The 23,819-nt window shown below is 54.1% G+C and carries 28 protein-coding genes; 9 read left to right on the top strand and 19 right to left on the bottom strand.

The window, feature by feature from the left end; all coding sequences use genetic code 11:
• The coding region (locus WCS52_17130; protein MEI6168907.1) for a hypothetical protein at positions 1 to 660 on the top strand (660 nt) is incomplete at its 5' end.
• 7 nt (positions 661 to 667) lie between these two features.
• Here WCS52_17130 and WCS52_17125 read toward each other — a convergent pair.
• The 6 genes from WCS52_17125 to WCS52_17100 all read right to left on the bottom strand — a co-directional run bounded on the left by WCS52_17125 (position 668) and on the right by WCS52_17100 (position 7,050).
• Complete coding sequence (locus WCS52_17125; protein MEI6168906.1) at positions 668 to 1,054, bottom strand: hypothetical protein; 387 nt, start codon at positions 1,052 to 1,054, stop codon at positions 668 to 670.
• Positions 1,055 to 1,431: 377 nt separating this feature from the next.
• A complete protein-coding gene (locus WCS52_17120; GenBank protein MEI6168905.1) occupies positions 1,432 to 2,295 on the bottom strand; it encodes a leucine-rich repeat domain-containing protein in 864 nt (287 codons plus the stop codon).
• A gap of 129 nt (positions 2,296 to 2,424) precedes the next feature.
• Positions 2,425 to 4,413 (bottom strand): endonuclease/exonuclease/phosphatase family protein, encoded by a 1,989-nt coding sequence (locus WCS52_17115; GenBank protein MEI6168904.1) that lies wholly within the window; start codon positions 4,411 to 4,413, stop codon positions 2,425 to 2,427.
• A 7-nt stretch (positions 4,414 to 4,420) separates the two neighbouring features.
• The gene (locus WCS52_17110; GenBank protein ID MEI6168903.1) at positions 4,421 to 5,170 is read right to left on the bottom strand and encodes an AAA family ATPase; all 750 of its coding nucleotides are present in this window, start codon (positions 5,168 to 5,170) and stop codon (positions 4,421 to 4,423) included.
• A gap of 71 nt (positions 5,171 to 5,241) precedes the next feature.
• Entirely contained in the window at positions 5,242 to 5,931 is a 690-nt protein-coding gene (gene lepB, locus WCS52_17105; protein ID MEI6168902.1) for a signal peptidase I, read from the bottom strand.
• 36 nt (positions 5,932 to 5,967) lie between these two features.
• The gene (locus tag WCS52_17100) at positions 5,968 to 7,050 is read right to left on the bottom strand and encodes a tetratricopeptide repeat protein (GenBank protein MEI6168901.1); all 1,083 of its coding nucleotides are present in this window, start codon (positions 7,048 to 7,050) and stop codon (positions 5,968 to 5,970) included.
• Positions 7,051 to 7,291: 241 nt separating this feature from the next.
• Here WCS52_17100 and WCS52_17095 point away from each other — a divergent pair, with 241 nt between their 5' ends.
• Positions 7,292 to 8,440 carry an XRE family transcriptional regulator gene (locus tag WCS52_17095; GenBank protein ID MEI6168900.1) on the top strand — a complete coding sequence of 383 codons (1,149 nt, stop codon included), beginning with the start codon at positions 7,292 to 7,294 and terminating at the stop codon, positions 8,438 to 8,440.
• A gap of 214 nt (positions 8,441 to 8,654) precedes the next feature.
• Here WCS52_17095 and WCS52_17090 read toward each other — a convergent pair whose 3' ends face one another.
• The 7 genes from WCS52_17090 to WCS52_17060 all read right to left on the bottom strand — a co-directional run bounded on the left by WCS52_17090 (position 8,655) and on the right by WCS52_17060 (position 12,861).
• Positions 8,655 to 9,002: a hypothetical protein gene (locus WCS52_17090; protein MEI6168899.1), complete on the bottom strand. Its 348-nt coding sequence runs from the start codon at positions 9,000 to 9,002 to the stop codon at positions 8,655 to 8,657.
• 12 nt (positions 9,003 to 9,014) lie between these two features.
• Positions 9,015 to 9,752: an AAA family ATPase gene (locus WCS52_17085; GenBank protein ID MEI6168898.1), complete on the bottom strand. Its 738-nt coding sequence runs from the start codon at positions 9,750 to 9,752 to the stop codon at positions 9,015 to 9,017.
• A 128-nt stretch (positions 9,753 to 9,880) separates the two neighbouring features.
• Entirely contained in the window at positions 9,881 to 10,090 is a 210-nt protein-coding gene (locus WCS52_17080; protein ID MEI6168897.1) for a DUF5808 domain-containing protein, read from the bottom strand.
• 23 nt (positions 10,091 to 10,113) lie between these two features.
• Positions 10,114 to 10,671: a DUF4395 family protein gene (locus WCS52_17075; protein ID MEI6168896.1), complete on the bottom strand. Its 558-nt coding sequence runs from the start codon at positions 10,669 to 10,671 to the stop codon at positions 10,114 to 10,116.
• 92 nt (positions 10,672 to 10,763) lie between these two features.
• Positions 10,764 to 11,993, bottom strand: coding sequence for a hypothetical protein (locus WCS52_17070; GenBank protein ID MEI6168895.1), 1,230 nt, complete (start codon positions 11,991 to 11,993; stop codon positions 10,764 to 10,766).
• Positions 11,994 to 12,130: 137 nt separating this feature from the next.
• Entirely contained in the window at positions 12,131 to 12,589 is a 459-nt protein-coding gene (locus WCS52_17065; GenBank protein ID MEI6168894.1) for a putative toxin-antitoxin system toxin component, PIN family, read from the bottom strand.
• On the bottom strand, positions 12,586 to 12,861 hold the full coding sequence (locus tag WCS52_17060; GenBank protein ID MEI6168893.1) for a hypothetical protein: 276 nt from the start codon (positions 12,859 to 12,861) through the stop codon (positions 12,586 to 12,588). The genes WCS52_17065 and WCS52_17060 overlap by 4 nt, the downstream gene beginning before the upstream one ends.
• Before the next feature lie 150 nt (positions 12,862 to 13,011).
• On the opposite strand from WCS52_17060, the gene WCS52_17055 reads away from it, so the two are divergent.
• The 4 genes from WCS52_17055 (at position 13,012) to WCS52_17040 (ending at position 16,468) form a co-directional block, all read left to right on the top strand.
• Positions 13,012 to 13,728 carry a hypothetical protein gene (locus WCS52_17055; protein ID MEI6168892.1) on the top strand — a complete coding sequence of 239 codons (717 nt, stop codon included), beginning with the start codon at positions 13,012 to 13,014 and terminating at the stop codon, positions 13,726 to 13,728.
• A 15-nt stretch (positions 13,729 to 13,743) separates the two neighbouring features.
• Complete coding sequence (locus WCS52_17050; protein ID MEI6168891.1) at positions 13,744 to 14,460, top strand: hypothetical protein; 717 nt, start codon at positions 13,744 to 13,746, stop codon at positions 14,458 to 14,460.
• A gap of 535 nt (positions 14,461 to 14,995) precedes the next feature.
• Positions 14,996 to 15,406, top strand: a complete 411-nt coding sequence (locus WCS52_17045) for a zinc ribbon domain-containing protein (protein MEI6168890.1) — start codon at positions 14,996 to 14,998, stop codon at positions 15,404 to 15,406.
• Positions 15,407 to 15,550: 144 nt separating this feature from the next.
• Positions 15,551 to 16,468 carry a hypothetical protein gene (locus tag WCS52_17040; protein ID MEI6168889.1) on the top strand — a complete coding sequence of 306 codons (918 nt, stop codon included), beginning with the start codon at positions 15,551 to 15,553 and terminating at the stop codon, positions 16,466 to 16,468.
• A gap of 9 nt (positions 16,469 to 16,477) precedes the next feature.
• Here WCS52_17040 and WCS52_17035 read toward each other — a convergent pair whose 3' ends face one another.
• Complete coding sequence (locus tag WCS52_17035) at positions 16,478 to 17,452, bottom strand: hypothetical protein (GenBank protein MEI6168888.1); 975 nt, start codon at positions 17,450 to 17,452, stop codon at positions 16,478 to 16,480.
• Between the two features lie 398 nt (positions 17,453 to 17,850).
• Here WCS52_17035 and WCS52_17030 point away from each other — a divergent pair, with 398 nt between their 5' ends.
• Positions 17,851 to 18,009: a DUF3309 family protein gene (locus tag WCS52_17030; GenBank protein ID MEI6168887.1), complete on the top strand. Its 159-nt coding sequence runs from the start codon at positions 17,851 to 17,853 to the stop codon at positions 18,007 to 18,009.
• A gap of 753 nt (positions 18,010 to 18,762) precedes the next feature.
• Positions 18,763 to 19,233, top strand: coding sequence for a hypothetical protein (locus WCS52_17025; GenBank protein MEI6168886.1), 471 nt, complete (start codon positions 18,763 to 18,765; stop codon positions 19,231 to 19,233).
• Between the two features lie 88 nt (positions 19,234 to 19,321).
• Here WCS52_17025 and WCS52_17020 read toward each other — a convergent pair whose 3' ends face one another.
• The 5 genes from WCS52_17020 to WCS52_17000 all read right to left on the bottom strand — a co-directional run bounded on the left by WCS52_17020 (position 19,322) and on the right by WCS52_17000 (position 22,767).
• Positions 19,322 to 19,573, bottom strand: a complete 252-nt coding sequence (locus WCS52_17020; GenBank protein ID MEI6168885.1) for a hypothetical protein — start codon at positions 19,571 to 19,573, stop codon at positions 19,322 to 19,324.
• Between the two features lie 139 nt (positions 19,574 to 19,712).
• Positions 19,713 to 20,072, bottom strand: coding sequence for a hypothetical protein (locus WCS52_17015; GenBank protein MEI6168884.1), 360 nt, complete (start codon positions 20,070 to 20,072; stop codon positions 19,713 to 19,715).
• Positions 20,073 to 20,105: 33 nt separating this feature from the next.
• Positions 20,106 to 20,345 carry a hypothetical protein gene (locus tag WCS52_17010; GenBank protein MEI6168883.1) on the bottom strand — a complete coding sequence of 80 codons (240 nt, stop codon included), beginning with the start codon at positions 20,343 to 20,345 and terminating at the stop codon, positions 20,106 to 20,108.
• A 34-nt stretch (positions 20,346 to 20,379) separates the two neighbouring features.
• Positions 20,380 to 21,090 carry a plasmid pRiA4b ORF-3 family protein gene (locus tag WCS52_17005; GenBank protein MEI6168882.1) on the bottom strand — a complete coding sequence of 237 codons (711 nt, stop codon included), beginning with the start codon at positions 21,088 to 21,090 and terminating at the stop codon, positions 20,380 to 20,382.
• Between the two features lie 318 nt (positions 21,091 to 21,408).
• Positions 21,409 to 22,767, bottom strand: a complete 1,359-nt coding sequence (locus WCS52_17000; GenBank protein ID MEI6168881.1) for an aminotransferase class I/II-fold pyridoxal phosphate-dependent enzyme — start codon at positions 22,765 to 22,767, stop codon at positions 21,409 to 21,411.
• 134 nt (positions 22,768 to 22,901) lie between these two features.
• Between WCS52_17000 and WCS52_16995 the strand changes: the two genes are divergently transcribed.
• On the top strand, positions 22,902 to 23,792 hold the full coding sequence (locus tag WCS52_16995) for an EamA family transporter (GenBank protein MEI6168880.1): 891 nt from the start codon (positions 22,902 to 22,904) through the stop codon (positions 23,790 to 23,792).
• Positions 23,793 to 23,819: the final 27 nt, after the last annotated feature.

The raw sequence follows: 23,819 nt of genomic DNA, 5'->3' as shown, positions 1-23,819 counted from the left end.
CCTCCGGTCTCAACACCTACCGACCCAGCAACTCAGCCACCGTCCGCCGAGCCGCCGGTGTCTGTCCCTGCCGTCGAGGCGCCAGCAGAAGAAAGGCCGGCACCCGAGCCCGAGGCCGAACCGGAACCCGTGACCCCCGAGGAACCGGCGACACCGGATTCGGAGCCTGAGCCGCCTGCGATTGAGGACCCACCGCCTCCGGCCTCAACGACTAACAACCCAACAACTCAGACACCGCCGGCCGAGCCGCCGGTGTCTGTCCCTGCCGTCGAGGTGCCAGCTGAAGAAAGGCCGGTACCAGAGCCTGAGGCCGAACCGGAAACCGTCATCCCCATGGAGCCGGTGACACCGGACCCGGATCCTGAGCCGCCTCCGGCCTCAACAACCACCGACCCAGCAACTCAGACACCGCCTGCCGAGCCGCCGGTGTCTGTCCCTGCCGTCGAGGCGCCAGCAGAAGAAAGGCCGGCACCTGAGCCTGAGGCCGAACCGGAACCCGAAACACCAGTTGAGACGGTGACACCAGATCCAGTCCCAGAGTCTCCTGTGATTGAGGGCCCAACGCCTCCGGCCTCAACAACTAACAATCCAGCAACTCAACAACCGCCTGCTGAGCCACCGCCTGCCGAGCTGGCACCCATACTCGGGACTCACCCATGACGGCATCTTACCGGGCAGGTTGAGAAGCAGGTTGGGACGTCATCCATTCCTTCATTCCCTGCCTCACCTTGGCATTTGCTTCTGCCTGAGCGGAGCTGTCCGGGAGGGTTAAATTGTTATTCAAGACATGGCTCTTCTTGTCGGTCTTCCAGATCCTGATGACGCTCCACTCCGCAGTTTCTTCCTGTTTCTCGACGATGAACCAGTAGATGGCATCCCTGTCGTTCAAATTCACTGCAAGCCTGGCGGAGAACGGATAGAAAGCGGTCTGCGACGGGTTCACGACAGGCATCGTCTCGATGTTTCCGTGTTCACCTTTCTGCTTTAATTCAGGAAGCACGCCAGCATCTTTGAGGACTGACAGATACATGCCGGCTTCAGCCAATTGCATCATGGTCTGATTGTTTTGAGGCATCACTGTGCAAGGAGGTGATGTCCTACACCCACTGATGGCGACTCCGAGAACAAGGGTTGTCAACAAGGTGAGGTATCTGGTCATGGTCTTCTCCTTTACTCTTATCATCGGATTCTCCTCCTCCGGGAGGGATTGTCAAGGGAGAGGCATTTCCAATCGGGTGATCACCATATCAACGTCCCCAAATAGCCCAACTGCTCACCTTTCCTGCATTTCCTCTTCATGATCACATACTGCCCTGCCCGCTGCTCGTCATCCCAGATCTTCATCACGACGGGAGACCATCCCATTTGCACCAGTTGTGCCCTGATACCCGCGTATGATACTTGCCAGGGCATGAACCATCTGCATGGATTTCACGGGGCACTGAACCGGTAGAAACGGGAAGGGCGGTTCGTCCAGGAGGAATCACTGAAATAAGCCGAACCACTCGTGAGGGTGTTGGTTTTCACATCCGACCAGTTTGGACTGCCCAGGTTCGTGCAGACTTGTACCACGATCTCCAGGTTGCTGGTTCCTGCAATGGTGAACCCGAATCCGTTGGTGCTAACACCAAACTTGGAATCTGCATTCGCGTGAGGATTCCACAAAACGGCAGGACGACCGGCATAGGTATTGGTCCATCCGATAGTGTCAGGCATATAGTAGACCGTGGCACTTGAAGAGTCACCGAACAATGATGCCCCCGGAGCAGGAGTATTGCCGGTGAAATAGACTTTCTGCAGCCCGCTGCAATAATCAAACGCATTACTCCCAATCGTCACAACGGAGCTTCCGATAACAGCACGGGGAACCGAGAAGCAGTAACGGAAGGCTTTGTAGCTGATATTGGTCGTGCTGTTGGGAATGTTTATATTTTTTAGATTGTAGCACTGGTTGAATGCCCTGTAGCCAATGTTCGCGACGTTCTTTCCGATGACGACATCAGTCATCCAGCATTGATTGAACGAATCAAATTGTATATCGACGACACTATCGGGGATGACCACCTTTGTCAGCCCTGACAGACCATAAAACGCCAAAGGTGCAATGGCGGTGACGGGACAACCGCCCAACATGTTGGTGATCGCCAATTCCCCTGTGTAGGAGGAATCGCAGGATATAATGGTAGCCCGTCCATTGGCGAGGGTGTAACCGTATGGGGCAACGTAGTCGGCAGAACAGATGACCGGCATGGCGATCAACATCAGGCATGTAATCAACATTCCGAACAGTTTCATGCGATTCCTTCTATCAGATTGATGTGTCTGGTCATGATATCTCCTTTATCGGCATCCCCGGATTCTCCTCCTCCGGGAGGGATTGTCAAGGAGGAGGGTCCCAATCGGATTGGAGTCAGGACAAGATTGCTAAGGCATGATGGCTGGATCCGGGAGTGTCCCTGACAGCACAAACCGTATTCCCTTGGGAGACCATACAAATCTCGTGTGAACTTTTCTCTGACTGATTACCGCCTCATTATTCTTGTCGTCGACCGATTTCTTGGTGATCGTATGCAATACCGTCACTTCCGCCAATCCCTGCGAGATGTCCCCTTCAATCTGTGATACCTCATACTCGTCGAGCATCCCTGGGGCAGTGAAATGGTCACCTTCAGAGTAGAACCTGGCAAAAGACATATATGACAGGTCAATCTTGCTGACATCGTCCAATGGATGCCAGTCCTGCCCTCTCATGAAGACGCCTGTGCCATACTCCGTGACATGCGTAATAGTCACCCATTCGCGATTCGAGATCGAAATGTACTCACACTCCGGCACCTCATAATGGGCATCCTTCACATCCACACTCCCGGCAAATTTCCAATTTCCCTTTGTGCTACACTTGAAGATCAGGAACTGGCAATTGGATGGCCATATGTCAATCAAGGAGAGGATCGAAATTCGTGGAGTGAGGGTAAGCACTTCGGCTTTTGGTGGTTTCTCAAACAGCCTGCTGTCTCCCTTCATCCCGAGGGCTTGCCACAACCGCACATGGTCAACAGTGCCGTCGGGGTGGCCAAAACGATCCAACAGAGTATCGGGAGTGGTTTTCTTCAGGGAGGATATCGTCTCCCTGAATTCTTCGTCAGAGATCACGGGGATGTGAGCCCTGTAAAGGATCTCGCCACGATCCGTGCAGCAACAGATCAGTTTTGATCGCGTTGCCCCCTCCGGCAGACCCACCTCATGTGCTTCATTGAGGATTGTGAACGCCATGTCCCGGACGGTAATTTCCGTCCCATCCAGGTCGACATAAATCACTTTCGTGTTAGTCAACAGGGGAGCGAAACCGGACTCCAACGACCGATCCTTCGCCAGGGCAGACGCCTGATCATAAATGGCTCTGGCGAGGGCATGGCCATCTGAATAGATTCGAGTGTGCCACGGCAACAAGTCACTCCTCTCCTTCAGGCCGAACTCCACAATCACCGGTAAATGGTCGGAACCGACGGACCTGCCGACCCGCTCCGACTTGATGGCAATGCCCGTGTTGTGCAGGCAGTGGTCGATGGGGATGAGGAACAGGGGCGAGAATGACGGCCAGGACGGGTGAATGGCCTTTCCCCGGGAACTGTTCTCCAGTCCACTCCTCCTGATAAAATCCCCATAGATGGGTGACCAGGGGGTGATGTTGAGATCACCAAGGAGGATCAGGGGGCCGTTGTTCGTTTTGACATAGCCAGCCACGCAGTCAAGCTGCTCATTCCTCAACCGTGAGTATTCAGCCCCTCCGGGAGGCAGGGGATGGGTTGCGACGAGGGTGAATGGTTGTCCTCCAAGGTCCATCGTGGTAACGATCGATGGGAGATCCGCCGTGCCGAAATAGACCACCTGAGTCGAGAGGATCCCAGTCCGGGCGAACACACCGATGCCGAAATTGTCATCCCTGGTCTGGACGATCCGGCCAGGATAACTGTTCAAGGAAGGGGCGAGGCGTCTCATCCAGTCGTCGTTGATCTCCTCCAGAATGACCACATCAGGGTTCTCCTGTTGCAGGAACCTGGCCACCTCGTCAGGCTTGCCCATCTGGGTGTTGACGTTCATCAGGGCTACCTTCATGGATGGCCCTTTGACCCTATCGTACTCCCTTGTCGGGAAACGATAGGCCGCCACGGGGATAAAGTTGATGGCCGCCAGCAAAAGGTAGGCAAGTGCCCATCTCCGTTTCTTGCCCGCCAGGTAACAGGCAGCGAGCACGGCAAACAGCATGGTGTATTGGACACGGAAATGAGCGCCGATGTCCAACCACCAGGCGTGCCGGCCAAGGAAACCTGCAAGCGATCCCAGAAGGCCAAGGAAGCCTGCCGCCGTCAGGAACCCCCAAGGCCTGATCCTCAATTTGAAGAAATCACGCATATCTCGTCTATTCCCCGAGAAGTTCCTTGAGTATGGTTTCGTGCCTGTTCAGGAATTCACGGGTAACGGCATAGTGCTCGGTGTCCGTATACCGCACCTTGGTGATCGCCTGCTCCGTCAGGGAATATATCACCGCATCCGGGTAGGCCATCAGGATGGGCGAATGGGTGGCGATGATGAACTGGGAGTTCAATTTGACCAGTTGATGCAATCGGCTGAGCAGAGCAAGTTGCCTGCTGGGAGAGAGGGCGGCCTCCGGCTCATCCAGAAGATAGAGTCCATTCCCACCGAATCTTTTGGTGATCAACGTGAAGAAGGATTCCCCATGGGACTGCTCGTGCAGTGAGACACCCCCGTAAGAAGCAATGATTGGCGGTCCTCCGAATGGCTCAGCATCGAGCCGCTCAATTTCCGTGGCCACATTGAAGAAGCTCTCCGCGCGGAGGAAGAAGCCGTCCCTCGGTCGCTTGATCCCCCTGCTCAGGTTCAACACCTCGTGCAGCGGGGAATGCGAGGCTCTGGTCGAGAAGTTGAAATTCCTGCTCCCGCCTTCAGGGTTGAAGCCCGAAGCCACCGCGATGGCCTCCAGCAAGGTCGACTTCCCTGTGCCGTTCTCTCCGACGATGAAGGTTACGCTGGGGTGGAACTCGATGGTGGTCAAGTTGCGGATCACGGGGAGACAGTAAGGGTAGTCGGTAAAGGACGGTACCTTGTCCTTTCTCAGAGACAAACCCAGCAGATAGTGTTTTGCATCCAGTGCCCGTGTCATTTCGTCGTCCTCAACTCAGTCGTATCTTCGATAAGATGTATCTAGTCACGGTCATCTACTTAATTCGTCATGGATTCTCCAGGCAGGATAGATGGTAGAGTGGGGCCATTACTGGTCACGGTTTGGAGCCTGTTAAGCGGCCAATAAATAGCGATTACACGACCGACGATGTTCTTTCGGGGTACAGGCCCCCAGTATCGGCTATCCCAGCTGTTTCTCGTGTTGTCACCCAGGACATAGAACTCCCCTTCGCCAAGGAAAACCTCATTGGTCGGCGAAGTCAGGAGAGCCCCCGGGGTGACGGGATCCGCAGGGGAAAACCCTCCATACCCGCCCCGGCATGAAGAGATTGTGGCAAATATGGCAGGCTCCTTGAGTGGTTGGCCATTGACGATGAGATTGGGCGGAACGATCCCGATCCTGTCACCCGGTATCCCGGCAACCCGCTTGAAATAGTAGGTGGACTTTATTACTCCAGGGGTTGGAATACCATCTGTCCTGAACACGATAATGTCACCCCGTTGCGGATCATGAAACATATAGGTCAGTTTCTCGATGTAGAAGCGGTCATGGGGCCGTATTGTCGGACTCATGCTCCAGGCGGGGCTCTTGAATGGCTTGATGAACATAGCCGCTGACAGGTAGACCAACAACGCGATTGCTGCGACCACCACAGTGGTGAGTAGGTTAGGCGTTCTTGTCAGGGGGGTGTCATCAACCGGCATAGGGGGTGGGGTTTCGCGTGTCATGATCGTATCAGTTTGCGTTTGAGGGCTCGGCACAGGTCATGGTTTCCCCTTGGTCAACGACTGCTTTCCTTTTGCCCTTAACTCACATTTATCCCTCTCCCGCTGATAGTACTTGCTATCTGGGACAAGGGTTGCAGCAGTTGTCCAATCCCCCAGAGCACTGTCATATTGGCCTTGCATAGCCTTGAGCTTGGCCCGTTCTGCGTAGGCCATCCCGCTCTTGGGGTCGATTTCTATCGCCTTGTTCAGGTCGGCAAGGGCCAACTCATGTTTGCCTTGGCGGGAGTAGTAACCGCCTCGCTCGCAGTAGGACATCGACTTCCCTGGCTCGACCTCGACTGCCTTGTTGAACTCGGCAAGGGCAAGTGAGTTCTCGCCCCGTACTGAATACATGGTAGCCAGTCTGCGGTGGGGAAATGCCGATGATGGATCAAGAGCGATGACCTTCCTGTAATCGGCCAGTGCCCGCTCCCAGTTCCTTGAGGAATAGAACTCGGCACGGAAAAGCAGGGTGTCAATATCGCCTGGGGCAAGTTCTACAGCCCTGTTCATGTCGGCTTCGGCCAACTTGTCAGTAACTTGTGCTCGATCACAGTCGCCTGACATCATGGCCTGAGCACTCCAGAGACCGTAGAATTGTGACCTGTCTCGATAGGAACGTGAATTTGTGGGAGCCAATTCAATGGCCTTCTGGTAGTCAGCCTGTCCCTGTTCAAATTTACCATACGTAGCTTGAATGAGGCCCCTCTGCACATACACGCGGGGATTCCGCGAATCAAGTTCAATGGCCTTGTTGATGTCGGCCAACGCCAGATCGCTCTTGTCCTGGTGAAAATGGCTGTTCGTGCTTCCAAGATACATGTCTTCAGCACTCAACCCTAGGTACAGGCCGCTTCTATCCGCGTACCACTCTGACTGCTTCGGGTCAATCCCGATGGCCTTGTTGATGTCGGCCAACGCCAAACCCAGCCTACCCAGTCTCCTGTAGGCCTTCCCCCGGGTGTAATAGTTCCGTGCGTTGCCGGGATCACGTCCAATTGCCTCGGTCGCCGTGGCAATGACAGCCTCCGGTGATGCGTTGGTCTGAGACTCTCCAGCGGCGATGGCACCCGCAGTCATCCCAGACAATAGGCAACACATGAGAATAAAGTTTTTGAACATGGTGAAAACCTCCTGTGCTTGACGAGTAGGATTCTCCTCCTCTGGAAGGGTTTGTCAAGGCAAGGGGCCTTCAATGATGAGCTCTATGTTATTCGAATACAATATGCGGGATATCGATAACTTGTCATTATCTCTTTATATTGACAAAATGACAAGTTGTGACATACTGGTTTCAGTGAATAGCAACCAGGGAAATCAAATGAACAGCGTCATATCCATCAATCTTCGTCGCCTTCGCAGTATTAAGGGAAAGACTCAGGATGAGATCGCGGCCGCCGCCGGCATCAGCAGGGTGGCCTACAGGAACATTGAAACGGGTTCTTCGGTACCTCGCTCAGGCACTCTGGATGCCATTGCAGGGGCCTTGGGGGTAGATATCCTCGCATTGGCTACGCCCGTACCCCAACCGACCACGCTTCGCTTCCGAGCCCACAAAGGACTGTCTGCCCAGGAGCGGGCAGAAAGGACTCAACTGGTTACGGATACCCTAAACTGGCTGACGGACTTCAAGGAACTTGAAAACATGCTGGATGACCGAATTTCTTCCGTCCTAACGTCGAAGAGCAGGGCTAACTCAGATATAGCAACCTTGGCAGAAGAAGTCCGTCGTGAGGATTTTCATGTCGAATGCTCGGACTGTCTTCCTGATATATGCGACATTCTTGAAGCCGGGGGGGTCAAAGTTCGTGTTCTTCAGTCCAACATCAAAGGATTCTCCGGTTTCTCCGTCGGCAAGGCCGATGGCGGACCTGCCGTCGTGGTCAATACCCTTTCCACCATTCCGGTCGAACGGCGGATCTTCACGGCAGCCCATGAGCTTGGCCACTTGATCCTTCATCGCAACTCCTTCGACCCTACTGTCGAAACGGAGGACAGCAACGAGGAGCATGAGGCTGACATTTTCGCATCATACTTTCTCATGCCGAGCAAACAGTTCCAGGACGAATGGTCTCGCAACCGTGGCCTTCACTGGGTTGATCGGGTGCTGAAGACCAAGAGGGCATTCCGTGTCAGCTGGATGACCGTCCTTTTCCGCCTTTGTGAACTCAAGCAGGCTGACAGGAAAAAGATCTTCTGGCAGTTCTCATCGGCCTACAAGAGCAGGTTCGGCAAGGAATTGAGCTACAAGCATGAGCCGGATTCACAGGCGACCACGATGGCTGCCACCCAACCAAGCCAGGAGCCCGACCGCCTGACCGAATATGACTTCTACGAGGATAGGTTTGACCGGCTAGTTCGCAAGGCACTTGAAAAAGACGAGATCAGTGTCAGCAGGGCCGCCGAGATGTTGGCGATAAGTGTCAAGGAAATGCAGGAATTGGTGTTGGAATGGAGGGAACACGAGTGACCTCCCCGCAACCTGCATCCATAAAATCGATCCACATTACATCACAACAGAAGTGTTGGAGGACTTCTTCAGGAAACTGACAATGTTGAAAAAGTAAAAAGGGAGGGAGGCAACCGTCCGCTTAAGAGAAATTCCGTACGGGAACATTCGGATTCCAACGCGGCAACCAGCCAGAAAAATCTCCACCTGACCGGTGCCCCTTCACCGGTGCAGTTCACGGGTGCCTTTTCCATGGTCGCCACACCCAGTCATTTTTTGTCTTTAGTCGGCTGATGACCGCCTGAATTGTTGTCGCCCAGAATACCCCGCTCAGAATGTAGAGGGTGATAAAGAGCGGGACGGCAACCCATTCGGGAATTCTCATGCCAAGACGGAAAAGCAATACCATTCCAGCCCACAGAGGCCAGCCGAGTATCGTGATGAGCACTCGTGCACATTCCTCCCATAGGGTCCACGGTCTGGTTTGCCATGGTTCTGGAGCAAATACGATCACGGCAAAAAGCCACCCGATGGCCAGCATGGCAACAACAGTCATTATCAGAAATTGGATTAAACGTTTCATCTCTAGACAAACTCATTCTTCGAGAAGGTCCTTCAGCATGGCTTCATGCCTGTTCAGGAACTCACGGGTCACGGCAAAGTGCTCGGTGTCCGTGTAACGCACCTGGGTGATCGCCTGCTCCGTCAGGGAATATATCACCGCATCCGGGTAGGCCATCAGGATGGGCGAATGGGTGGCGATGATGAACTGGGAGTTCAATTTGACCAGTTGATGCAATCGGCTGAGCAGAGCAAGTTGCCTGCTGGGAGAGAGGGCGGCCTCCGGCTCATCCAGAAGATATAGCCCATTCCCTCGGAAACGCTCCATAACCAAAGTCAGGAATGATTCGCCATGGGAGAGTTCATGAAGCGACCGTCCGCCATAGGAGTCTGATACGCCCAGCCGCTCAATTTCGGTGGCCACATTGAAGAAGCTCTCCGCCCGGAGAAAGAAGCCATCCCTCGGTCGCTTGATCCCCCTGCTCAGGTTCAACACCTCGTGCAACGGGGAATGCGAAGCCCTGGTCGAGAAGTTGAAATTCCTGCTCCCGCCTTCCGGGTTGAAGCCCGAAGCCACCGCGATGGCCTCCAGCAGGGTCGACTTCCCTGTGCCGTTCTCCCCGACGATGAAGGTCACGCTGGGATGGAACTCGAGGTTGGTCAAGTTGCGGATTACGGGAAGGCAGTAAGGGTAGTCGGTAAAGGACGGTACCTTGTCCTTTCTCAGAGACAAACCCAGCAGATAGTGTTTTGCATCCAATGCCCGTGTCATTTTACCGCCCTCAACTCAGTTTCCTAAAGGCCCGTGTCCACCTCGTAGGCGTCAATTGCAGTCCCGAGACCCTGTACACGTTCACGACCTGGCGAGATCCTCAGGGGGCAGGGGTTCTGGTGCAATGATTACGAGAGCAGAATGATGAGGACAGGCAGGCCGATGATGAACCCCAACAGCCAGCACGCCCCTGCCGGTTTACCGATGTTCAGCGTCCAGCCCATCCACGGGATTGACTTCGGCACCCATGTCCGGCTGTCCTTCTTGCTGAAGTAGAAGCCACAGGACCAGTTCGCGGGATCACTCCACTCCGCTTGGTTGATTTCCTTCTGTTCCATAGAGACCTGTCTTCAGTTTTCGATCAGTTCCGGCAACCTGCCTTTGGGTCATGTTCCCGTTCAAATAGCCAGGCATAGATGGCGGAGGCAAAACACCATTGGGTCAATCCCGCTATCGTCGCGAATACGACCATGAACACAGCAGGGATGAACGCCAGCCAGTAGTTGCCGAGAAGGAACCCTATGCCGCTCAAGACATACATGATCCCCCCGATGGCACAGCCGAACTTCCTCGGCGAACCGTGCTGGGGGATGGGTGGTGTGCGAAACAGGTGTCTCAAGGTGGCATTATAAAGGCGGTCATAGATACTCCGGGCAGTCATTCCTCCTGTAAGTGTCAGAAGACCGAGGGCAATGAAGAACCATCCGCTCCCCAGCCACAGCCCCGTGATGCCCGTTATCACGCAGGGGCAGAGGAAGCCGCCGATGGGAAGGATACCTTGAAGCCAGATTCCCACCGTTCCGAAAGCAGCACAACTCAATGGCGTCCACCTTGCCAAGGCACCGAGTTGAGGAACGTCCTCGATGTCCTTCCGCCGGAAACCCTGCATCAGGAGTAATCTTTTTGCTTCTTTTCTCATGTGATTATCGCAGGAATCGTGAATACCATCTTCACCACAAGTCGGATTCTCCTCCTCCGGAAGGGATTGTCAAGGAGCGGGGGCGTAGCCCTCTATCTTTGCCATCCTTCAATCTTGAAGATCTTCTCGATCAATTTACGTTCAGGTTTGCCGGAATCCGGCACAAACCACAGTTCAAACCGGGCGGGATAGTAGACCCCCCAGTCACCTTCATATACGGTGATCTCGCTGCTGTAGAGGAACTGCTCCCCGGGGGTCTCGGACCAACCGACATATTCAGTTGAACGTTCCGGAAGGCGACTCGCCGACAACGGGGTATTCCGGGTTGCCTCAAAGACTTTCAGATAGGCAAAGCCCGGCTCGCCGGGATTCAGGTAAGCATGGACAAAATAAATACCCCCCTGCATCCCGTTCTCGATGTGAATCTCAGAATCACCTGACTTGACGGACTCAGGGGGCATCAACGATGGATCGAATCCGCGTTGCTGTGCCACTGGTGATGAAACAACAGCTTTTAATTCTCTGTCTATCTGTTGCAGAGTCAAGGGAGTGAAGGGGCGATCATGACTCTGCGACTGCTCGAAAATCTCCAGTGCCGCCCCTTTTGATCCCAATACCAGATAGGATTCTATGCCCTGACTGAATCGTTTATCTTCGGCAGCCACCACTCGGATAACCCGGTTCGATATATTGGCCACGGTCGCCTTGGCTCTCCAGGGATGGCTCATGACAGGGCCATCAGGGCCGATAATGATTCTGAACTGGAATCTTTGATTGCCCCACATGTCGAATGTGCTGGCGGAATAAAAACCATTGAGGCTGTTCTGCCACCGGCCGTTGATCACGCACCTCCGATAGGCATAGATTTTGCCCCGCTCCTTCGTGACAAACCATTTGGCACTTGAGGCCAGATGACGCAATAACAAAGCCCTGTTCTGTCCGGCAAACTCGTCGAGCACGGGTATATCAACGGAGATATCATTGCTTCCATGGTCGGCATGGTTTGTTGAGAAGGAGTCTATCAGCGCCATCCCTTCCGTGTCGCTGGCAGGGCGATTCGTGATGGCCTGCGGACCAAGCGGGATCTCCAGCTTCATGTCGGGAGGGATGACGATATCCTTCCCGAATCCATCTTCACTCGGGCCGAACATCGAGGCAAACACGATGAACCCAACAGCGAAAAAGCCCACGATTCCGCACAATGGAACAGCCAGGAGATTGGCGACCCCATTGCCCCATCTTCGATGGCCGAGGTTCCACAAGGCCGCCACGAGCATCCCCAAGAACGACAGACCAATCACGATGAAGAGGGCGATGGACACGGAGGTTAGAGGTTTCCATCTTGGTAATGCGGTTATCACAAATGCGGCGAAGGTGGCCAAGGTTGTGAGTGTCGGAACCCACCGGCTGTTGAAGTAGAGCTTTAGGAAAGATTTTAGGCGGTGTCGCATATCATTCATTAGAGTGTTCGCTGCGGCTTGGGAAGCGCCCCCTTGAGATCGCGCACCGAGCCGTCAAGTTGTTCGAGGAAGCGGGCGGGAGTGAGCACGTCGGCTGTACGACAAAGTTTGGACGGGAAGTCGTCCATGTTACCGGTAACGAGCGGCACGCCGGCACTGAGGGCAACCTCCAGAAAAGGGGTGTCATCGGGATCGGGGAGGTTGGTCACATGGATGGTGGATACAACATAATGCGCATTTTGCTCCAGGAAAATAAGGATGTCGCGAACGTCATGAGCGTTGAAGTAAGTCCGGAATTTTGGACGGTTCAGTACGTCGGTGTATTCGGCGAGGAGCCGGTCATCCACGATGAGTTCGATGTTTCCCTCGCGAACGAGGTCGATGATCCGTCCGGGCGCCCCGAAAGCGTTGATCATGCCGGACACGAGAACACTGGTGTCGAGGACAATGCGTGTCATTTGGATCGTTCGCTCCGCGCGGCATTCACCTCCGCAGCGATCTCCGCTTCAGTTATCGGTTTTCCGCGGGCTCGGCGGCGGGCACGTAGTATGACGGATGAAAATAGGGCACGGCGCACCTCCCGCAGGGTATCGTCAGCAGAATCAGCATCAATGCCGACCATAATCGCGAAAGGGTGTCCGTCTTTGGTCACAAACACCTCGTGTTCTTGCGTTAGCATTTCGCGCAATTCGCGGGGCCGCTTCAAGTCTTGTATGGCGATTGAGGTCATATAAATATCCTTAAGATATCATCAATATACTGCGATATGACTACTCGATGCAAGGGAAAGTGACAGGTGGGAAAACACGTGATATTTTCTGGATTATCAGTGACGAAATCCTGGAGTGACTGGCACCCTGAATGTCGTTAAAGTGACGACATGGTAAGAGCAATGGTATTGCCTGTCTTGTTATTAAAAGATCGCGAGGCGTTTTGGGAGCATGTTCGTGCTCAGGATCTCCGGTGGGGCGACCTCATTGACCTGGCTGCCTTCATCGTGATGGCCTGTGCCGTCTATGGGGCCGTCCTGGCGGGGTGGCGGTCCCCTCAATTGAGCCTCTATGTCGCCATCAAACTGCCTGTCCTGTTTTTAGGGACGACCACGCTGGTTGCCGGATTTAACTGGATGACGGCCAGCATGCTGGGATCCGGCCTCTCGTTCAGGTCGACCGTATTTGCCGTGTTTGCGGCCATGACCATCAGCGGTTGGATTTTGTTGAGCCTGGCCCCTGTGGCGTTGTTTTTCCTGATGTCAGGTGTTCCCGTCATGGGTTCACATGACGAACTACGCACGGCACATAATTCGATTTTGGTCACCCACATCATCATTCTGTCCCTTGCGGGGTTCGGCGGTAACGTTGCGCTGTTGAAGGGGTTGCGTCAGGTGGTGACCCCCCGTTGTCCGGCGGGTGTATTGTTCGCATTGTGGGTAATGGCGTTTGCGTTCGTGGGTTGCCAGTTGTCGTGGATCCTCCGGCCTTTTGTGGGAAGCCCGTTCTTTCCGGTCGCCTGGCTCAGGCCGGATTGTCTGGATCGTAATTTTTACGAGTTTGTGTTTCGAGAAGTAATGCCGTACTTGTTGACGGGTGCAAAATAAGAGGGAGAGCCGACCATGAATGAAGATCCGGTAAAAATAGGTTCAGGAAATTTGGTGCCGCCACCGTTAGATGATGATCATATGCCGAAGCCCGACAACATTGTAACGGCACTGCTGAAATCCCCTGAGACCGTTGTGGAGGGGATTGCCAACGGGCAGAACCCGCTCCGGAACGGACTGACGTTGCTCGTCGCCGCCGTGGTATTCCATGCGACGTTCGGTTTGGCGATGGGGCTGTTCGGGGGCTGGTCGGTGGCGTTCATGGATGCCGTAAAGGTGCCGTTGACGGCGTTGTTCGCGTTGGCACTCTGTTACCCGGCACTCTATGTGTTTGCCTGTGTGGGAGGTGCTCCTTTGACCTTTTCACGGGCGTTTGTACTTGGGGCGGCTTGTCTGGCCATGTTGGGATTGATCCTGGTCGGGCTGGCGCCAGTGGCGTGGTTGTTCTCAGTTTCGACGGAAAGTGTATCGTTTGTGACCATGCTGGTGGTGTGTATCTGGGGTGTAGCTGTTTCGTTCGCGGTTGGGTTTATTGCGAAACTGCAGGATCATGCGTTATTCCGTAAGGCGGCAGGGGTTAAGACATGGTTCTTTATCCTGGCGTTGGTAACCCTGCAGATGGCGACCTGCCTGCGCCCGATGCTGGCAAAGCCGAAGGACGGGTGGTGGACAGGCGGGAAACTGTTTTTCCTGTCTCACTTCGGTTCCACATTTGATGAGCCGAAACGGTAATGATCAGCGTGGATAGGAGGCTATCCCCCTTGCTCCTCAAGGAGAATGATCTTCGCCTTGATCTTATCCAGGTCCCGTTTAACCCGATTCAATTGAGCCAGGGTGAAATCTGCTTCCTGTTGAGTGCTCCGCCGTTGTTTCTCAAATTGGACGATTATTTTCTCCACCTCCTCAGCATTGACTTCATATTTGAGGCTTTCTTCTGGCAGGTAGCGGTTTAGTGGGGCCCCCGGCCGGGTGCGGGGTTAAAAGGAAAAAACAAGGGGATTCCCGACTAGAGCAAAGCACAGGTTGAGTGTATCTCTGAGTTGTGGGGCGGATGTCCCCATCCGCCTGTATGAGGGTCCAACTGGCAACAAGGCGGATGGGGACATCCGCCCCACAGTGAGAGCCAAAACAAAGGGATACACTCGTCACCATTTTAAACATTCCGTGAATTCTGTCCGATTATCCTAATTCTGTTGAATGTTTAGATGCATCTGCCCTGGACCTTTTCCCTGTTGCCGTATCCATCGAAAATCCTATGATGATTCCCATGAAACACTGTCGTTGTTGCCAACATGTTGTGAGTGAGGAGGCGCTTGCCTGTCCAAGCTGCGGGGCGCCTCATCCTGCCAGGCAAAAGTGGGATGGCTGGGGATATGAATATAAATCCCCGACGGAGATATTCGGGCTTCCGTTGGTGCATATCTCCTTCAAGTACCGGCCCAATAAGGTGCCCGTGGTTGCCCGGGGGGTGATTGCCATCGGCCAGTTTGCGGTGGGACTCATCACCATTTCGCAGTTCGGGATCGGGCTCATCAGCCTCAGTCAGTTCACGATCGCCCTCTTTGCTCTGGCCCAATTTGCCTTTGCCTACTCCCTCATCGCCCAGGTCGGCCTCTTCCTTCATCAGGGGCATGGGCAGGCGGTCTATAACCTCATGGAATTGTTGAAAAACCTGTAAAGGTGTCTCGCTCAGATGCCACTTTGACGCCTGCTCTGCGCATGATCGGCAGGTTCTCAACATATCACCCTGGCACTTAAAATAGGTGGTGAACCTTTTTCTCATTGCTCACGTTTATACTTTCAAATTTAAACAGGAGAACCAATGAGAGAATCGAAGCCCCTTTGTGAAGTGATGGCGGTATTGACTGGTCTGATGGTTTTTGCCGGCGCCAGTACGGCTCAGATCGCCAACCCGGCTGATGCCATGCGAAACCAGGCACCTGCCCCCCAGCCTCAGCCCGTGGAAACCCGCTACCGTTCCTGGGAATACCCGGTCATTCAGGTCAATGCGACGCGGCTTCCCGCGTTGCGGGAGGAAGGGCTCATCGGGTCATATGAACAACCGCTTTGGGCGGCCACCCGGCGTTTTCCCACGACCCGTGTCTATATCATTCCGGAAGGGAAGATGGACGTTGAATACTGGTTGCGAACAACGTTTGAAAAGGATGGGACGACGAGTTACCGGAGCCTGTACGAGGCCGAGTTCGGATTGCCGCACCGGTTCCAGCTCGACATCTATGCCCGCACCGACCAGTCCGGTAGCGACGGGACAATCTACAACAGCGAGCAATTGGAACTCCGTTATGCCTTGGCCGACTGGGGCCGGTTGCCCGGGAACCCGACCTTGTATCTGGAATGGATCCGGCATGACCGCGAGTATGGGCCGGACCAGATCGAGCCCAAGATCCTGTTTGGCGGGGAGCTGGCCCAACGTTGGCACTGGGGGGTAAACTTCGTGGCCGAATGCGAGACCGGCGGCGAATTGGAGCGGGAATATCAGATCTGTAGCGGCCTGAGCTATAGCGTGTTGGATTACAAACTGGCGGTGGGCGGCGAGTGCAAGGCCGCTTTCACCGACACCAAGGAAGCCCGGGGCGAATTTGAAGATTCCGTCCTGATTGGCCCCAGCATTCAGTACAGGCCCTTTCCCCAGATGACCATGAACTTCGCCCCGCTGGTTGGCGTGACATCGGATTCACCCGATGCGCAAGTCTGGTTCAACGCGGGCTGGGAATTCTAAATACAGGAATTATTGGAACTCAATCTCGATCTTCTTTTCAGTCTCTATCTGGATGCCGGGCAGATCCATCAGGATCTTCCTGGCATCCGGCGAATCACCCATCGACTGTAATTCTTCCAGTTTGCTGCCATATTTCGCGAACAGTCCGGGGTCGCTCATGATCTTGCCGAGCTCCACATTATACAGGGTGACATATTGCTTCTTGTGGCTGGTACCGCCGACCTGGATGAAGGCGGCATTGGATTTCCGGATCTCGCCATCCACCTTGATGCGGAGTGACATGCGGAAATCCTTCAGCATGGATCTCATCGAGTTCTCCATGGCTTTATCATTCGGCTCTGAAGCGGGCTGACCTTTTTCATCGCCCCTGGCAACCCCATTGGTCTCGGTTATCACGACGGAGCCGGCCGCCCCGCCTGGAGCGGCGCTTTCATCGGGCGGCATTGTGATGATCAGTTTGGCGGTGGGTCCGGCCGTAAACGCAAATGTCATGGGTTTATTCCTTTTTGCCGGTTTCTCAGTTTCCATTCCCCCGCTACCGACGCCCAGGGTTGCCTCAGGGGATGAGGCAGACTCTATCTTGAGTTTGGTGATATCCTTGAAGCTGTAATCCACCCGGACCCCGCTGGCCCCATCCTTGCGGGTTACCTCGGATACGTTGGCCACCGACACGCCGTCCCCCATTTGCATGGCTTTAATCTCGTACTGCTTGCGATCCAGCATCTTGGCGCTACCCGACTTCGTGACACTGAGCTCAGCCTTTCCTTCAGCCCCGGAGGTGGTGTTGGACATTCCGGACATCAGGCCTTGCATCATCTGGTTGATCATCTGGTCCATGGCGGGACTCATATAGGTCACTTCCGACACCATGCCGCTGCCATCCTTCCGGACCTCGACCACGGTCGTGTTATCGATACAGCCCGACAGGATTCCCGCCATCAGGATCATTGCCACCACACCCAGCTTTGCAGATAGACGTATCATTGTCTCACTCCTGTTCTTGTCATCATTTGTCCCGGACGAGAGATATAAAGGAACTCTTGTCTCATAAGGCTAATTAATACGCTTCCCTGAATATTTTGTCTATCAGCAGAACCGTTCTTAAATCTGCTGAAGAAATATACCTATAGACTCGTGTCCGCCTCATAAGGACGGCTCGGCAGGGACGCCTCGCCCTACCTGATTAACATCACGTGATGAGTGTGGGATTGGGTAGGGCGAACCGTCCCGGTGAGCCGCTGTGGCTGCTGAGAGACTGTTTTGCCCCATCTCGACCAACGGGGTTCCGTTATCTTGGTAGGGTTAAACCCCATCAAACGAAATCCGTTTATCATGTAAACTGGTCTCAATCAAAAAGGAGAAAAACTATGTTCATCGGAACGATAAATGTCGGAACAATCCTGTTAATTGTATTAATCCTGCTTCTGGTGGGGGCATTGCCCACATGGTCTCATAGCAAGAACTGGGGATATTATCCAAGTGGGGGATTGGGCTTTGTGGCTTTGATCCTGCTCATATTGGTTCTTATGGGTCGGATTTGATGGATGAAGAGGACAGAAGAAGAACTGCCCTCGAAATGGATAAGATAAAGGCCGGGTCGTTATGAATACACGCAAAAACATATTTCATATTGTGGTGGTCTTGATATTGGTCGCGTCAGGCCTAATGCTGTCGGGCTGTTTCATCATGGGGGGCGACCATTTCCTTTGGTTTTAGATGAAGGGCGTGCATCAGCAAAACCCTGATGCTGATTCAGGATTTTACCCATTGCTGAATATCCGTCCGCGGCGCATTATATCCGCAGTCAACGGAAGGTGGTGAGGTCTCCCCCGATACCGAACCCCCCTTTGGTAGATGAAGCCGTGCCCTCCGCAAGATGTCCGGCAAGCATCCCCACCACTTCCCGTTGACTTTTTTATTATCAACCGGCGTGAGAAATTTATACACACGATGATCATAATTGGTGGATGCGTGTTTGCGATCGGCACTTTCCTGACAATGGTTCCCATGATCAGGTTCGCTGCCGGGCCTGTGTTAGTTGTAACGGGCGGAGTGATTTGCTTAACAGGCATACTCCTGAAATAGCTGAGAACATGGCGCTTTCCGCCGGTCTTATTGTTTCCAGCCAATTCCCTTCTCGGGTCTGCGCCCCCCCCCGACCGTTCTTCCATGCGCCCTCGGCCCATTGTCTAGGCCGTGAGAAAGGCGGTTGCGAGATCAGGAGGATGGTGGTATTTTCTTTTGAAGATTTTGATTCAGCAGAGGGGCAATTATGGATAACCCCACAGGACCATATGATTCATAAACCGTTTAAACATAAATTTTCCCGCCTGAAACAGGATGGGTTTTTCATGGTGGCGTTCTGGCAACTGCTGGCGTTTGTCATGATGATCCTGCTCGTTTGGGTGAATGAAGTCCTGGATTTATCTGCGTTGTGGTTTGGGGTCTGCCCGGAGAATCCGCACTTTTACAGGGGCTGTGTTCTGACGATCGGGGTGATCCTCGTTGCCATCATTACGGTTGGGCACACCTATCTCCAGCAGAAGCGGATCATCAGGGGACTGCTCATCATCTGTTCAAGTTGCCGGAAAATGCGGGTTGATAAGAAAGCGTGGGCCCATCTTGATCAATACCTTCAAGACTATTCCCTGGCCCGGATCAGCCACGGACTCTGCCCGGATTGTTTCGAGCGGGCGAAGCAGGAAGTGGCCGATTTCGTGGTAGAGTCTCCGGAACCGCCTCCCGCCCCGAAAACGCGCGGATGAGATAGTTGTCCGGAATCCAATCAAAAGAAAGGGACTGACTTGAAGAAGTCAGTCCCGTTTCAAACAAACGCGCCTTCTTAGGTAGTACTTATTTGGCCGCCGGTTTGTCGGTTTTGACCTTTACATCGGTGGCCGTCATGGTGTACTCGATGGTCACCTTGGCCCCGACTTTGAGTTCACCGGCTACCTTGGTATCCGCAGTGCGGATGATCTCCCACTTTTCCTTGCCCTTCTCGACCACGATCTTGGCATCAGTCAGCTCGAGAACCGGACCTGTTACCTGGTAGGTCTTTCCGGGACCCGCCATCACCGAGGTTGCCGCGCCCAACACCACTGCCATCACCACACCCGCCATTATTTTCTTAACCATATCTGTTCTCCTTTCTTGTTTCTGCCTGCATTCTCCGGTTTCCCAACCGGAAAAACCATGTCATTGCCATATCAGATTTTCATCACCGTGAATCCAGGTATTCAAAAAGCTATCGGGCCAGGATCTTAAAGGTTCTCAGGAAGGACATCACCATCAGGCCGATCCCGGCAATCCCTGCGATCAGCGAAAACAGTTTACTGATATCAAGTGTCGCAGGGGCTCCTTTAGCTTCAGGGTTGGTGCGGGACGTGGTCTCCGCTCGCTCTCTATCCATCCGGCTGCAAAACCGGGTGACGATCATGACAAACAGCAGTCCCATGCCCAGCACAAAAGGGAGGGTATCGCTGTTTTTCAGGATCCCGCTTCCGCGACTCGGCTTGATGGCCACCAGAAATCCGACCAGAAAGCCAAGCATCAGTCCGAGAATAATCTGGTAAATCCAGGCCATCCAAGATCTGATCTTATCCATGTTCAAGCTGCTTTCTGTGGTTGCCCCGGGGCGTTATGTGTCGAAAACTTCGATGGGGAAAATATGCACGCAATGACAAAAGGCACAGCGAATGGTCAGGGTTTTAGCGGATATTTTGAATGAAAGGTCTTTGCTGTCACCACAATGTTCGCAACACTTGCCCTTCATGATCTTCAACAGGTAATCATCACTGCCCTCCACGATCGAATGCCAGCCCAGGGAATCGGCAGCCACGACGGCATCAATGGCTTCAACAGGCGCGATGTCATTCATTCATTTTCTCCTTTTGGATTTTGATCACCTTGTTTCAGTTTTTCTTCATGCGATGATACTGAACCATCCTGATATGTTTAGGGCACGGCTTATCCTGGAAGGCGATTTCCCATCTCAGACGCGGGTCTCCGAACCGGACCAGCCCCATCTCAAACCAGTCAGGGTCAAACCAACCGCCCGCCCAGTTCAGTAAAGCATCATGATCGACCGCATTGTGATAGGAGATGGCTTTTTTGAACCGACGGTAGCCTGTGGCCCCGCCGCTGTCTTCCGGCGGACAGGCGTTTTCCCCGCCTGTGCAACAGGGGTAGGCCACGCCGTCCAGCTTGGGGAGAATCTCCTCTAATGTGACGCTGTGATGCCATCCGTCCCCGAAATCATACAGGTAATCGGCCTGAATATTGTCTGGCTTCAAGGTGAAGTAGCGGGAAATGTTGGATTTCCAGCCTGGCAATGTGATGTATCCCATCATTTCTGAATCATCAATTCCGCAAGTTCCATCATCAGGAATTCCAAAATGGTCTTCCATCGTGGTCCTGGGGTTGCGAAGCGTGAAGAGATGGAGATGGTAGTCAAGCCATCCGAACGCATCGGTGATGGCGCAATGCAGATCCCAGAAAGAATAACATCCCGGCACCTGAATGCGGCGCCAGACAGGAGGATCGGTCCCGAGCAACGTCACTTTGAACTGAAACACCTGTGCAAAGGGAAGCTGGCAGGAATACACCTTTTGGAGTGGTTTCATATCCATAAGCATGACGGAAAGAGGCGGGGAGGTCAAGATGCGGTAAAGCAGGTCGGCGTTGGATCGGAAGAAACGAAAAGTCAACGGGAGGTGGTGAGGATGCTGTTGCCGTTACTTGCGGAGGAACGGCTGAATTCATCTATCACAGGGGGGCTGCGATATCGGGGGAGACTCGCCACCTCGTCCGTTGACTGCAACCACTATCGCAATAAATTTGCCCCTCCGCAATGGCCAAAACCCTGATTCGGCATCAGGGTTTTGCTGATGCCGAAAGTCCCTGTTGTTCATTCCGTAATGACATCACTCCGCGTGGTGGCGTTACCGCATGATCTTCAGTTGGAACTGGGCGAGCTTTTCAATCACCGCCTCGATCTTATTGATCGGGGGCAGGATAGTGGTCCTGAAGTGAAACGTGCCGGGGGCCTGGCCGAACCCGGAGCCGGGCACGACGCAGATCCCGGTCTCCTCCAGCAGGCGCATACAGTACTGATCATCGGTCATCCCTTTTGGGAGGGTGATCCGGGGGAAGGCGTACATGGCGCCGGCGACATGCTGGCAGTTGATTCCCGGAATCCGGTTGAGCCCGTCCGCCACCATTTTGGCCCGGATCCGGAGGGATTCAAGGACTTCGGCACGTTCCCCGGTATAACTTTCAAACGAGGGCTGGCCGGGTTGAGGCGGGCTGACCATCAAAAAGGTGGTTACCTGGCCGACGGTGTTGGCGCACAGGGAGACCGACTGCATCTTGGTGATTTCAAACAGAACCTCATCCGGGATATTGCGGCACTCGAAATATCCTCCGCGGATGCCGCATTCGCCCAGAAGCCCCTTTGAGCAGGAGTGAAAGCTGAACAGCGAGACATCTTTGATGTGGTTCTTTTCCAGCACCTTGGCAAATGAGATAAACGAGTCCGAGTTCAGGTAGATGTTATCCTGATACACCTCGTCGGCAAGAATGGCGAGATGGTGCTTCCGTGCGAAATGGATCACCATCTCGATGTTTTTCTCGTCCAGAACGGCTCCGGTGGGATTGCCGGGATTGATGACGCAAATGGCGCGTACCCGGATGCCTTCTTTTTCAGCCTTTTGGTGGGCCTGCTCCAGTTGTTCCAGAGTTAACTTCCAACCGGTGGCTTCATCCAGGTAATAATCAACCCGACGCCCCCCGTACAGGGTGATGGTGGCGGAGTAGAGGGGGTACTGCGGGATGGAGACCATAATCCCGTCACGCTCAGAGGAGATCAGGACTTCCAGAATCGCCTGAACGCCCTTGCTGGCTCCATCCGTTAGATAAATGGTCTCGGGATCAGCCTTGATGCCGTCTCGTTTTTCAATGAACTTGGCGATGGCCTCGCGGATAAAGCACAGGCCTTTACTTTCGGTGTAAGCGCCAAAGCCATGCCTGGTCTGCTGAAGGACCCGCCCGGCCATCTCGACCACATCGGCGGGAAACAGGTCTTTGCCGCTGATCAGCAAATCCGGATACGAAAGAATCGCCAGAACCTGCCTGATCCACGTCAGCGGCTTCTGGCCGAAAGAGTGGGGGTTTCCGATATTGCAGTAAATGATTTCGCGCCCATCGCGCTCCAGCTCGGCGGCGCGTGCAACAATGGGCCCACGAACAGCATATTGGGTTTCCCGCACCGTTTTACCGAGATCTTCAAGCCGTACCACCATGACACCTATCCTTATTAAAATCTTATTATGAAGAGGGGGAAGTTTGTACATAACCCGCTGATTATCAAGTCATTATTTTCTGCTGGAGCCATGCCATTGACTTTTCGGGGGGCTCTCCCTACCCTGCGCCCATCATGTGGTTGATTCTAGGCCTGATATCCGCGGTATTTCTGGGGCTCTATGATGTCTGCAAAAAGGCGTCTTTGAGGGAAAATGCCGTTCTTCCCGTCCTGTTTCTGGCGACAGTGTCCACGGCCCTGCCGTTTGCGGTGCTGACATTGCTTTCGCAGTGGGTGGGGCAGGAGGGTCTCGGCCGGGCCTATGTGGCGTCAGTCCCATGGCGGGTGCACGGCTTGTTGATGCTGAAATCCCTGATCGTCGCTGCTTCCTGGGTGTGTGCCTACTTTGCCTATAAACATCTCCCGCTTACCCTGGGGGCGCCCATCCGTGCGGCTCAGCCGGTGTTGACCCTGGTGGGGGCCATGATCCTTTTCTCGGAACGGTTTTCACTGCTGGGCTGGTGCGGGATGCTGACGGCAATAGGCTCCTATTTTGCCCTTTCGCTCGCAGGCCAGAAAGAGGGCATCCGGTTTGCCCGCAATGGCTGGGTCGGACTCCTGTTGCTGGGAACCTTTTTAGGCGCCGTCAGTTCGCTGTACGACAAGTATCTGCTCTGCCGCTATGCCCCGATGGTGGTGCAGGCCTATTTCAGTCTTTATCTGGTGGTGATTCTGGGGCTGGTGTTTGTCTTGTGCTGGTGGCCCCAACGGCGCCAGCATACGCCGTTCAAATGGCGCTGGACCATTCCCGCCATCGGGCTCCTGCTGGCGGTAGCGGATTACTGTTATTTCAATGCCCTGGCCCTGCCGGGCTCCCTCATTGCCATGCTGAGCGTCGTCCGGCGCGGGAATGTGCTGGTGTCATTCGGTCTGGGGGCCCTGATTTTCAAGGAAAAGAATATCCGGCGCAAGGCATACGCGCTGATCGGGATCATTGTGGGGATCATTCTGATCGGACTGGGATGACGCGGCTTTGGTTCCGCCCGTGAATGC

The sequence above is a fragment of the bacterium genome, from assembly GCA_037128595.1.
Lineage (GTDB): Bacteria > Verrucomicrobiota > Kiritimatiellia > CAIKKV01 > CAITUY01 > JAABPW01.
This window is presented reverse-complemented; position numbering and strand designations above follow the sequence as displayed.

Coding starts and splice junctions, on each gene's coding strand:
- WCS52_17125 (MEI6168906.1), bottom strand. CDS start 1,054: ATGATGCAATTGGCTGAAGCCGGCATGTATCTGTCAGTCCTCAAAGAT.
- WCS52_17120 (MEI6168905.1), bottom strand. CDS start 2,295: ATGAAACTGTTCGGAATGTTGATTACATGCCTGATGTTGATCGCCATG.
- WCS52_17115 (MEI6168904.1), bottom strand. CDS start 4,413: ATGCGTGATTTCTTCAAATTGAGGATCAGGCCTTGGGGGTTCCTGACG.
- lepB (MEI6168902.1), bottom strand. CDS start 5,931: ATGACACGCGAAACCCCACCCCCTATGCCGGTTGATGACACCCCCCTG.
- WCS52_17100 (MEI6168901.1), bottom strand. CDS start 7,050: ATGACTGCGGGTGCCATCGCCGCTGGAGAGTCTCAGACCAACGCATCA.
- WCS52_17095 (MEI6168900.1), top strand. CDS start 7,292: ATGAACAGCGTCATATCCATCAATCTTCGTCGCCTTCGCAGTATTAAG.
- WCS52_17090 (MEI6168899.1), bottom strand. CDS start 9,002: ATGAAACGTTTAATCCAATTTCTGATAATGACTGTTGTTGCCATGCTG.
- WCS52_17085 (MEI6168898.1), bottom strand. CDS start 9,752: ATGACACGGGCATTGGATGCAAAACACTATCTGCTGGGTTTGTCTCTG.
- WCS52_17080 (MEI6168897.1), bottom strand. CDS start 10,090: ATGGAACAGAAGGAAATCAACCAAGCGGAGTGGAGTGATCCCGCGAAC.
- WCS52_17075 (MEI6168896.1), bottom strand. CDS start 10,671: ATGAGAAAAGAAGCAAAAAGATTACTCCTGATGCAGGGTTTCCGGCGG.
- WCS52_17065 (MEI6168894.1), bottom strand. CDS start 12,589: ATGACACGCATTGTCCTCGACACCAGTGTTCTCGTGTCCGGCATGATC.
- WCS52_17060 (MEI6168893.1), bottom strand. CDS start 12,861: ATGACCTCAATCGCCATACAAGACTTGAAGCGGCCCCGCGAATTGCGC.
- WCS52_17055 (MEI6168892.1), top strand. CDS start 13,012: ATGGTAAGAGCAATGGTATTGCCTGTCTTGTTATTAAAAGATCGCGAG.
- WCS52_17050 (MEI6168891.1), top strand. CDS start 13,744: ATGAATGAAGATCCGGTAAAAATAGGTTCAGGAAATTTGGTGCCGCCA.
- WCS52_17045 (MEI6168890.1), top strand. CDS start 14,996: ATGAAACACTGTCGTTGTTGCCAACATGTTGTGAGTGAGGAGGCGCTT.
- WCS52_17040 (MEI6168889.1), top strand. CDS start 15,551: ATGAGAGAATCGAAGCCCCTTTGTGAAGTGATGGCGGTATTGACTGGT.
- WCS52_17035 (MEI6168888.1), bottom strand. CDS start 17,452: ATGATACGTCTATCTGCAAAGCTGGGTGTGGTGGCAATGATCCTGATG.
- WCS52_17025 (MEI6168886.1), top strand. CDS start 18,763: ATGATTCATAAACCGTTTAAACATAAATTTTCCCGCCTGAAACAGGAT.
- WCS52_17020 (MEI6168885.1), bottom strand. CDS start 19,573: ATGGCAGTGGTGTTGGGCGCGGCAACCTCGGTGATGGCGGGTCCCGGA.
- WCS52_17015 (MEI6168884.1), bottom strand. CDS start 20,072: ATGGATAAGATCAGATCTTGGATGGCCTGGATTTACCAGATTATTCTC.
- WCS52_17010 (MEI6168883.1), bottom strand. CDS start 20,345: ATGAATGACATCGCGCCTGTTGAAGCCATTGATGCCGTCGTGGCTGCC.
- WCS52_17005 (MEI6168882.1), bottom strand. CDS start 21,090: ATGAAACCACTCCAAAAGGTGTATTCCTGCCAGCTTCCCTTTGCACAG.
- WCS52_17000 (MEI6168881.1), bottom strand. CDS start 22,767: ATGGTGGTACGGCTTGAAGATCTCGGTAAAACGGTGCGGGAAACCCAA.
- WCS52_16995 (MEI6168880.1), top strand. CDS start 22,902: ATGTGGTTGATTCTAGGCCTGATATCCGCGGTATTTCTGGGGCTCTAT.